We start from the raw sequence: 8,029 nt of genomic DNA, 5'->3' as shown, positions 1-8,029 counted from the left end.
CGGGCCCAGGGCGCGCCCTCGCGCGGCATAATGCGGCGGTGCCCGGCGCCCGACCGGGCCCGAGGGGAGCCGCCACCGTGCCGCACGAGCCGACGCACGGACCGCCGGGGGACGAGAGCGCGGCCGGTCAGGTGCCCGGAGCGCACGCGGGGCGCGATCCCTCGGCGCGCTTCCGGCGCAGCGACACCTCGCGCCTCGAAGCGATCAGCGACGGCGTCTTCGCGGTCGCCCTCACGCTCCTCGTCCTGGAGCTGAACGACCCGCCGCACCACGACGACGGTCTCGCGCACGCCCTCCTCCACCAGTGGCCCGCCTACATCGGCTACGTCGCCTCGTTCAGCTACGTCGGCGTGATCTGGCTCAACCACCACCAGGCCTTCGCGCGCATCCGCAGCGTGGACCGGGCGCTCTCCGGCTGGAACCTCGCGCTCGTCGGCATCACCTCGGCGCTCGCCTTCCCCACCTCGGTCGTCTCGGAGACGCTCAGCGAGTCGGTGACCGGACGCGACGCGCGCACCGCCGTGGCCCTGTACGCGCTCGTCGCCGCCCTGATGTGCACGGCGTGGCTCATCCTCTACCGCTTCCTGCTCGGCCGCCCCGAGCTGATGGAGCCGCACGTCGAGCCCGGCTACCTGCGGCACGGTGTGACGCGTTCGGCGGTCGGGGTCGTCGCGTACGTGCTCGCCGGGCTGCTCGGCGTCCTCGTGACACCGCTCGTGGCGCTCGGCGTCTTCGTGGCCCTGCCGGTCTTCTACTTCCTGACGACGGAGGGGATGCCGAAAAGGGGCACGGCGGCCTGAGCGGGGCCTGTTAGGCTGCGCGGGCACGTTTTCGTACGGAGGCAGTGAGAGTGGCCGCGGGAGACGACGACATTTCCGGGTGAGTCCGGAGCCCCGGGCCACCGGCGGCGCGCGGTGCGCCGGTCCGGGTGGCCCCTTCGTCCTGCCCGTCCGCCGTACCGCGTCCCCTTTGGTGGTTCTCCCCATGCCCTCCCCCGTTCCCGTCCTGCGTGCCCAGGACCTCGTGCAGGTGCTCGGCGGCCGCCGCGTCCTCGACGGCGTCTCGCTCACCGTCGCTCCCGGCCGCCGTCTCGGCGTCATCGGCGAGAACGGCGCGGGCAAGTCGACCCTGCTGCGCCTGCTCGCCGGCGCCGACCACGCCGTCTCCGGCACCGTGGAAGGCCCCGCGGACCTCGGCTTCCTCCACCAGGAACTGCCGTTCACGGCCCGCGAGACGATCACGGACGTCGTCGAAGCCGCCCTGCGCGAGGCCCGCGCGGACCTCGCCGCGCTCGACCGGCTCGGCGCGGAACTCGCGGGGACGGCCGAGGAGAGCCCGGCGCACGCGGAACTGCTCGGCGCGTACGAGCGGACCCTCGCCCGCGCGCAGGCCCGTGAGGTGTGGGACGCCGACCGCCGCGCGGCGCGGGCGCTCGAAGGTCTCGGCATCGGCGGGTTCGCCCGTACCCGTACGCTCGGCTCCCTCTCCGGCGGCCAGCGCGGCCGGCTCGCCCTCGCCGCGCTCCTCGTGCGCCGCCCCACCGCGCTGCTCCTCGACGAGCCGACGAACCACCTGGACGACCAGGCCGCGGCCTTCCTGGAGGCGCGCCTGCGCGAACTGCCGGGAGCCGTCGTCCTCGCGAGCCACGACCGCGCCTTCCTCGACGCGGTCTGCACCGACCTGCTCGACCTCGATCCGGCCGTGGGCGGACCCGTCCGGCACGGCGGTACGTACACGGAGTACCGCGCGGTGCGCGCCGCCGCGCGCGCCCGCTGGGAGGAGCGGTACGCGGCGGAGCAGGAGGAGGTGGAGCGGCTGCGCGAGCGGGCCGGGGTCTCCGCGCACCGCGTCGCGCCGAACCGCTGGCGCTCCGACAACGAGAAGATGGGCTACGGGCGCCGGGGCAACCGCGTCGAGCACCAGGTCTCGCGCCGGGTGCGCGACGCGCACCGCCGCCTCGCCGAGCTGGAGCGCACCAGGGTCCCCGCTCCCCCGCCGCCGCTGCGCTTCAGGGCCGCGCGCGGTCTCGCCCTCGCGGCCGGGCCCGGCGGCCCGCTGCTCTCCCTGCGCGACATCCGCGTCCCCGGCAGGCTCGCGCTCGACCGGCTCGACGTGGCACCCGGCGAGCGGCTGCTCGTCTCGGGCCCGAACGGCGCGGGCAAGTCCACGCTGCTCGCGGTCCTCGCCGGCTACCTGGAGCACGAGGGCACGGCCGAGGCCGCCGACGGGCTCACCGTGGGGCTCCTGCCGCAGGACACCGTCTTCACCGAGGGGGAGCGCACGGCGGCGGAGTTCTGGGCACGCCGCCTGGGCGCCGCGCGCGCGGAACGCGTCCCGCTCACGGCGCTCGGCCTCTTCGCGGCACGCGACCTGGACACCCCGGTCGGGCGCCTGTCCGCGGGCCAGCGCCGCCGGCTGGCCCTCGCCCTCCTCGTCGCGAATCCGCCGGGCCTCCTGCTCCTGGACGAGCCGACCAACCACCTCTCCCCCGCCCTGTGCGACGAACTGGAGGAAGCGCTCGGCCCCGGCCCGGGCGCGATCGTCCTCGCGAGCCACGACCGCTGGCTCCGCCGCCGCTGGGCGGGCGAGGAGCTGCGGCTGACGGCCGGGGGGTGAGCGAGGGGGCGGGCCCATGTCGCCGTGGTTGTACAGGCAGAACTTCATGCCCCGGCAGCGGGCCGCCCGGCCCGCGTCGCGAGCGGGCCCGCGCACGCGAAAGGCCCCTCCAGGATCTCTCCTGGAGGGGCCTCGCTCTGTGTCCGAGGGGGGACTTGAACCCCCACGCCCGATAAAGGGCACTAGCACCTCAAGCTAGCGCGTCTGCCATTCCGCCACCCGGACAAGGTGTCTGTCGTTGTTCCGGCGTTTCCCCCGGCGACATCGACAACTCTACCAGGTCTCCGGGGTGCTCTTCACCTCCATAAGGCGTGGTCAGGCGGGGTGGCCGGGGCGGCCCGGCGGTCGCCCCGGCCGCAGGTCAGCGGTGCTTCTTCTCGCGCAGGGAGTGGAGGTGCGCGGAGGACTTCTGGGCGAAGAGGAAGGAGTCCACCGGGTTGTCGTGCTCGACCTGCCAGTGGTGCGCGCGGCGGGCGTCGCGAGTGCGGTGGTTCACGGCGGTGAGGAAGCTCAGGTAGTCGATGTCCCCGTCGCCGACGTCGGTCATGTCGTACCCGTCGGCGGCCAGCTCGTCGTGCGTGCCGTCCTTCACGTGGAAGAGCGGGTAGCGGTGGGGGTACTTGAGGACGTAGTCGAGCGGTTCGAAGGGGGCGGGCCTGCCGTCGGGGGTCTTCGAGAAGCGGAACTGGCCGGTGTAGGCCCAGTAGATGTCCATCTCCAGGAAGACGAGGTCGGGGTCGGTCTCGGCGAGCAGCACGTCGTAGAGGCGCACGTGCGGCTGGTCGGAGGCGAAGCGGAACTCGTCGCCGTGGTTGTGCTGGTAGAACTTCATGCCCCGGCGGCGGGCGGCGGCGCCGTACTTGTTGAAGTCCGCGGCGGCGCGCTTCCAGGCGTCGACGGTGTCGCCGTAGCGGAAGGGGCCCGAGGCGGTGCCGATGTGGGGCAGGCCGAGGGTCTGGGCGTCGTCGAGGACCTGTTCCAGGTTCTGGGCGAAGGAGTAGGCGTCCGGGTTGTTGTCGTCGTAGTAGTTGACGTGACTGCCGATGCCCTTGAGGCCGTGGTCGCGGGCGAGGCGGGCGAGCTGGGGCAGGGTGAGGGAGCCGGTGCCCTGCGTGTAGCCCGCGTACTCGACCTCGTCGTAGCCGAAGCGCTCCAGCTCGTCGAAGACCTTGGCGAAGCCGAGCGAGGCGACCTTGTCGCGCAGCGAGTAGAGCTGGATACCGAGCCGGTCCTTGGGGAGGGCGGGGACACCGCCGTTGCCGTGCCCGTGGCCGTGGCCGTGGTCGTTCCCGTGGCCGTGGCCGCCGCCGTGCGCGGCGGCCTGCCCGGTGCCCAGGCCGAGGAGGGCCGCGGCGCCGAGACCGGCGCCGACGCCGAGCATCCCTCTTCTGCTGAGGCGGGCGGAGAGTTCCTCGTCCACTGTCTTCTTGCGGCTCATGCGTGGGCTCCCTGGGAGGAAGAAGGGGTGAGGTGGTGGTGCGGTGGCGCCGGAGGGGACGGGGTCAGGACCCCTCCAGACCGGCGAGTCTGAGGAGGAGCGGCTTGACGTCGGTCGCCGCGAGGCGCCCGGTGGCCGCCGCCGGGTCGGAGCTGAGCAGCACCGGGCCCTCGTCGTCGTTCTCGGGCAGCCGTCCGTGGCTCCCTTGTACGGGTGCGGCGTCGAGCGGGACGACGGCCATGCGGTAGCGCATGCCGAGCTTCTTGCGCGCGAGGGCGCCCGCCGCCTTGAGGCGGACGTAGGGGTCCTCGGGGTCCATGAAGAGTTCGACGGGGTCGTAGCCGGGCTTGCGGTGGATCTCCACGAGCTGGGCGAAGTCCGGGGCGCGCGCCTCGTCGAGCCAGTAGTAGTACGTGAACCAGTGCCCCGGCGCCGCGACGGCGACGAGTTCGCCCGCGCGGGCGTGGTCGATCCCGTGCGCCTTCTTGCCCTCGTCGTCGAGGAGTTCGCCGATGCCGTCGACCCCGGCGAGGGCCGCGCGGGTCGCGTCCAGGTCCTCGGGCCTGCGCACGTAGACGTGGGCGATCTGGTGGTCCGCGACGGCGAAGGCCCGCGAGGCCATCGGGTCGAGGTACTCCATGCCGTCCTGCGTGTGCACCTCCAGGAGACCGGCCTCGCGCAGAACGCGGTTGAGGTGCACGGGCTGGTCGGCCTTGGTGATGCCGTACTCGGAGAGGACGACGACGGTGCGGCCCTCGCGGCGGGCGTCCTCGATCAACGGGGCCAGCGCGATGTCGAGTTCGGCGGCGGCGGCGTGGGAACGCGGGTCGTCGGGACCGAAGCGCTGGAGGTCGTAGTCGAGGTGGGGGACGTAGGCGAGGGCGAGGTCCGGCTTGCGGGTGGCGAGCAGGTGGCGGGTCGCACCGATGATCCAGCGCGAGGAGTCGAGATTCGCGCCGGGGCCCCAGAACTGGAAGAGGGGGAACGTGCCCAGTTTCTCGGTCAGTTCGTCGTGGAGGTCCGGGGGCCGGGTGTAGCAGTCGGGTTCCTTGCGGCCGTCTGCGTAGTAGACGGGGCGCGGGGTGACCGTCCAGTCGGTGTCGGCGCCCATCGCGTACCACCAGCAGATGTTGGCGACGGTGTAGCCGGGGTGGGCCCGGCGCGCGGCGTCCCACAGCTTGTCGCCCGCGACGAGGCCGTTGTGCTGGCGCCACAGCAGGACGTCGCCGAGTTCGCGGAAGTACCAGCCGTTGCCGACGATGCCGTGCTCGGCGGGGAGGGTGCCGGTGAGGAAGGTGGACTGGGCCGCGCAGGTGACGGCGGGCAGGACGGTGCCGAGCGGGGCGCGGCTCCCCGAGTCGCCGAGCGCGGCGAGACGGGGCATGTGGGCGAGGAGGCGGGGGGTGAGGCCGACGACGTCGAGGACGAGGAGGGGGGTGGGCTTTTTCGCGGCGGCTTGCGTGTCGGTCGGTGCGCTGGTCACGGCAGCTCCTTGAGGCCCAGTTCCGTCAACAGGTCGCGGGCGAGGACGAGTTCCCGCGCGATGCCGTCCGCGAGCTGGGCGCGGCTGCGCGGGCGCTGGCCCTCGGGCAGGGCCTGCCAGGTGTACGTCTCGACCTCCAGGTGGCGGGTGCGCGGGTGCGCGCCGCCGACGAGGGTGCGCAGGCTGTCGCGCAGTACGTCGAGGGTGGAGGTGAGGGGCGGGGCCGGCGGGGCGTGGAGGGGGACGTGGAAGTGGGCGCGCCAGGGTCGGGCGGCGGGGAGGCGGTCGTCGCCCAGGGCCTCGGCGAGGTCGTCGGTGCCGCGCAGCCCGGCGGGGGTGAGGGTGCGGGTCTGGTGGAGGAAGCGGGGTTCGGCGAAGGCGCCGAGGGCTTCGCGTACCTCGGGGCGGTCGGGGTGCTCGGCGTGCAGGGCGGCGCTGAGCTGGGTCTTGACGACGGGGACGCCGGCGGCTTCGAGGGCGTCGAGGGCGGTGGCCGGGTCCTCGAAGGAGGTGGCGAGGTGGCAGGTGTCGACGCAGATGCCGATGCGGTCGCGGGCGATCTCGGTGAGCGGGGCGATCGCGTCGGCGGTGGTCTCGACGGTGCAGCCCGGTTCGGGTTCGAGGCCGACGCGCAGGGAGCGCCCGGTGGTCTCCTCCAGGGCGTCGAGGCGCTGGGCGAGGGTCGTGAGCGCGGTGCGCGAGGCGCGGGCCGCGTCGGCGTCGTAGGCGGTGCGCCAGGCGAGCGGGAGCGTCGAGATGGAGCCCTCGGGCATGTCGTCGGGGAGGAGCCCGGCGAGGAGGCGGGCGAGGTCGGTGGTGTGCTCCAGGCGCTGCGGGTCGGCCCAGTCGGGTTTGTAGACACGGTACTTGACCTCGTCGGAGCCGAAGCCGCGGTAGGGGAAGCCGTTGAGCGTGACGACTTCCAGGCCGCGCGCGTCGAGGTCGGCGCGCAGGGCGCGGAGTGCGACGGGGTCGGTGATGAGGGACTTGGCGGCGTCGCGGGCGAGCCACAGGCCGATGCCGAGCCGGTCGCGGCCGAGGAGGCGGCGCACCGGCTCGCAGTGGTCGCGCAGTTGCGCGCGGACGCCTTCGAGGGTCTCGGCGGGGTGGACGTTGGTGCAGTACGAGAGGTGCAGCACCGAGCCGTCCGGGTGGCGGAAGCGCACCTCACTCACCCCCGCGCAGGATGGAGTTGCCCTCGTGGAGCGCTTCGGGGGCCTCGCGGTCGAGGTCCAGGCGGCCCGAAAGGCCGTAGAAAGCGACGGGGTTGCGCCAGAGCACCTGGTCGACGTCGTCCTCGGTGAAGCCGGCCGCGAGCATCGCCTCGCCGGTCGTGCGGGTGAGCAGCGGGTCGCTCCTGCCCCAGTCCGCCGCGGAGTTCACGAGGACCTTGTCCGTCCCGTACTCCTGGAGGATCGCGACCATGCGGTGCGGGTCCATCTTGGTGTCGGGGTAGATGGAGAAGCCGGTCCAGGCGCCGGAGTCCTTGGCCTCCTTGACCGTGGTCTCGTTGAGGTGGTCGAGGAGAACGCGGTCGGGGGCGAGGGGCGACTCGCGGACGACGTCGATCGTGCGGCGCAGTCCGGCGAGCTTGTCGCGGTGCGGGGTGTGGACGAGGGCGGGGAGTCCGAACTCGTGGGCCAGCGTGAGCTGGTGGGCGAGGGCCTGATCCTCGGCGGGGGTCATGGAGTCGTAGCCGGTCTCGCCGACGGCGACGACGTGGTCCTTCAGGAGGTAGCGCGGGAGTTCGTCGAGCACGGGCGTGCAGCGCGGGTCCCCGGCCTCCTTCGGGTTGAGGGCGAGGGTGCAGTGGTGCGCGATGCCGTACTGGGCGGCGCGGAAGGGCTCCCAGCCGAGGAGGGCGTCGAAGTAGTCGTAGAAGCTCTCGGGGCTGGTACGGGGCTGGCCGAGCCAGAAGGCGGGCTCCACGACGGCGCGGACCCCGGCGGCGTGCATCGCCTCGTAGTCGTCGGTGGTGCGCGAGGTCATGTGGATGTGGGGGTCGAAGATGCGCATCAGTTCTCCTCGCCTCGCAGGATGCCTGCGGGAACGCCCTCGGGGGCGGCTTCGGTGGGGGCGGCGGCGTGGGCGAGCACCGTGCGCAGGTCCTGGGGCACGGTGCGCCCCGCCGCGGTGCGTTCCGCCGCGAAGTCGCCCAGCATGCGGGCGAGTTCGGCGTCGCCGCGGGCGCGGTGCGCGAGGTCGTGCACGGCGGCGACGGGCACCCCTGTGAAGAGGCACTTGAGGACGGCGTGGCGCCAGGCGTGCGCGTCGAGGTGCCGCGCCGCGTAGGGGCCGAGCGCGGCGGCGACGAGGTGCGTGTCGTTGGTGCGCAGGGCGTCCTCGACGAGCGGGAGCGCGGAGTCGTCAGGGACGAGGGTGTCCAGGACGGTGAGGACGGCGCGGCGTTCGGCGGCGGTGCCGTGCCGGTAGACACGGGCGAGCGCGGCGGCGTCGGGGCGGGCCGCGCGCAACAGCGCGGTGCGGGCCTC

Annotated in this window: 7 protein-coding genes and 1 tRNA gene; 2 read left to right on the top strand and 6 right to left on the bottom strand. The window is 73.7% G+C overall.

Going from position 1 to position 8,029, the window contains the following annotated elements; translation table 11 throughout:
- On the top strand, positions 1-800 hold an 800-nt coding region (locus G3I42_RS17490), incomplete at its 5' end, for a TMEM175 family protein (protein ID WP_239096519.1).
- Positions 801-984: 184 nt separating this feature from the next.
- Positions 985-2,616, top strand: coding sequence for an ABC-F family ATP-binding cassette domain-containing protein (locus G3I42_RS17485; protein ID WP_164287039.1), 1,632 nt, complete (start codon positions 985-987; stop codon positions 2,614-2,616).
- A gap of 140 nt (positions 2,617-2,756) precedes the next feature.
- Here G3I42_RS17485 and G3I42_RS17480 read toward each other — a convergent pair.
- The 6 genes from G3I42_RS17480 to G3I42_RS17455 form a co-directional block, all read right to left on the bottom strand.
- A tRNA-Leu gene (locus G3I42_RS17480) sits at positions 2,757-2,841 on the bottom strand.
- Between the two features lie 136 nt (positions 2,842-2,977).
- Positions 2,978-4,054, bottom strand: coding sequence for a sugar phosphate isomerase/epimerase (locus tag G3I42_RS17475; protein ID WP_164287037.1), 1,077 nt, complete (start codon positions 4,052-4,054; stop codon positions 2,978-2,980).
- 64 nt (positions 4,055-4,118) lie between these two features.
- Positions 4,119-5,537 carry a nucleotide pyrophosphatase/phosphodiesterase family protein gene (locus G3I42_RS17470; protein ID WP_164287035.1) on the bottom strand — a complete coding sequence of 473 codons (1,419 nt, stop codon included), beginning with the start codon at positions 5,535-5,537 and terminating at the stop codon, positions 4,119-4,121.
- Positions 5,534-6,703 carry a metabolite traffic protein EboE gene (gene eboE, locus G3I42_RS17465; RefSeq protein WP_164287043.1) on the bottom strand — a complete coding sequence of 390 codons (1,170 nt, stop codon included), beginning with the start codon at positions 6,701-6,703 and terminating at the stop codon, positions 5,534-5,536. The genes G3I42_RS17470 and eboE overlap by 4 nt, the downstream gene beginning before the upstream one ends.
- A 1-nt stretch (position 6,704) precedes the next feature.
- Positions 6,705-7,553, bottom strand: coding sequence for a TatD family hydrolase (locus G3I42_RS17460; RefSeq protein WP_164287033.1), 849 nt, complete (start codon positions 7,551-7,553; stop codon positions 6,705-6,707).
- Positions 7,553-8,029: EboA domain-containing protein (locus tag G3I42_RS17455; protein WP_164287031.1), on the bottom strand; the 477-nt coding region annotated here is incomplete at its 5' end. The genes G3I42_RS17460 and G3I42_RS17455, both read right to left, overlap by 1 nt.

Source organism: Streptomyces sp. SID11385 (assembly GCF_010548245.1).
GTDB lineage: Bacteria > Actinomycetota > Actinomycetes > Streptomycetales > Streptomycetaceae > Streptomyces.
Note: the sequence above shows the minus strand (reverse complement) of the source record. Positions and strands in the feature narration are given on the sequence as shown.